At 52.4% G+C, this 1,400-nt stretch carries 1 pseudogene; it reads right to left on the bottom strand.

The annotated features are described in order from the left end of the window. A pseudogene (locus HJG39_RS19180) lies at window positions 1–1,400 on the bottom strand (RHS repeat domain-containing protein); the annotation flags it as partial.

Below are 1,400 nucleotides of genomic sequence, written 5' to 3'. Positions count from 1 at the left end.
TGGCTACTGCCACCTTGAGACTGACTGCCCAGCAAGCCATCTTTTTGGGTATCCCAGTTGAAGCTGGCGATGGTTTTACTGCTTGATGGACCATCGGCAATGCGTGAGGTCACGCGGCCTAATAAGTCCATGTCGTAGCGGATGGCCTTGTTATTGGCATCCACTTCTTTTTCCAGCTCACCAAAGTCGTTGTAGGTGAAATCCGTGCGACCTTGGTTAGGGTCTATCACATATTGCTTGCGCCCCAGCGAATCGTAACGCGCCACAATGTCGTTATTCTTGGCATCACGGATAACAATGGGATTACCCGCGCCATCATAAGCGTATTGGGTAACACCACCGATGGCATCTTCGGTTCGCACCAATTGCTCTAGGGCATTGTAGGTGCGGCTCACGCTTAAATCGCCGGTATCGGAGAGTGTGGCTGCCACACTTATCTCGGTTTTTAGGCCATCGTAAAAGTAGGTTGCCTGAAGTTGCCCGTTGATTTGTGGCGTAGTTTTGCTTTGGGCACGGCCCAGCACATCGAAGCTGCCATACACGGTCGCCCTTGGCGTTTGGTTGGCGTAATACGGATGGGTTTCATGGGTCATTAAGCCACGTTTGTTGTAGCGGGAATCTTGATAAATCCAAGTACCATCAAAGCCTTGTGTTGCACTTCTTAAGGTGCGGCCTAACAAATCTTTGTATTCGCGTGAATCGGGTGCACCCGCTTGGCGCGTTTCTACCCGCATAATAGCATTGCTTGGCGCATGGCTGTCCCCATTAACACCATAATAGCGCACCAACTGCTCAGGGAAGCCGGTGCGCGCGATGCTAATGGGACGCGCTAGCGCATCATAGCTGGTGCTGGTAACTACCCCTGCCACATCGGTCACCTGCGTTGGCAAACCGGTTTTGGCCTGCGTGCGCGTGGTGGTGATATGGGTATGACTGGCGGTGGCGTACTGGGTGATTTGGTACGGGAAGTAGCCATCCGCCGCTGCGCTGGTGCCGTTATTGCTGTAATTGGTGGTGGTTTTACGTATCTGCCCGGCACGGGTGTCGTTTTGCCCTTGGATAACATCCCCTGTGACCGTCACCTCAGTTGGCAAGCCATAGCTATTGTATTTTGTTGCCGTGGTGGTAATGACCGTAGTGCCATCTTGTTTCACGCTGATGCTACTAGGTTTACGATAGGCGGTATTCCACGTCACATCAGTTTGCACGATTTTATCGCTATCGGTGCTCACGCTGCTAATACCCAGCTTGCCGCTGCGATTAACCGCCTTTTGGGTGACCTTACGATACGCATAACGATTCGGCCATGCGTCGGTGGCATCACTGAAGCTAGCCTCTTCAAGGGTGACATACACCCCGTAGTCATCTTCTATTTGTGTGCGTTTTTGGGTGATGTTGCC

The sequence above is a fragment of the Alteromonas sp. a30 genome (genome assembly GCF_026788005.1).
Classification (GTDB): domain Bacteria; phylum Pseudomonadota; class Gammaproteobacteria; order Enterobacterales; family Alteromonadaceae; genus Paraneptunicella.
This window is presented reverse-complemented; position numbering and strand designations above follow the sequence as displayed.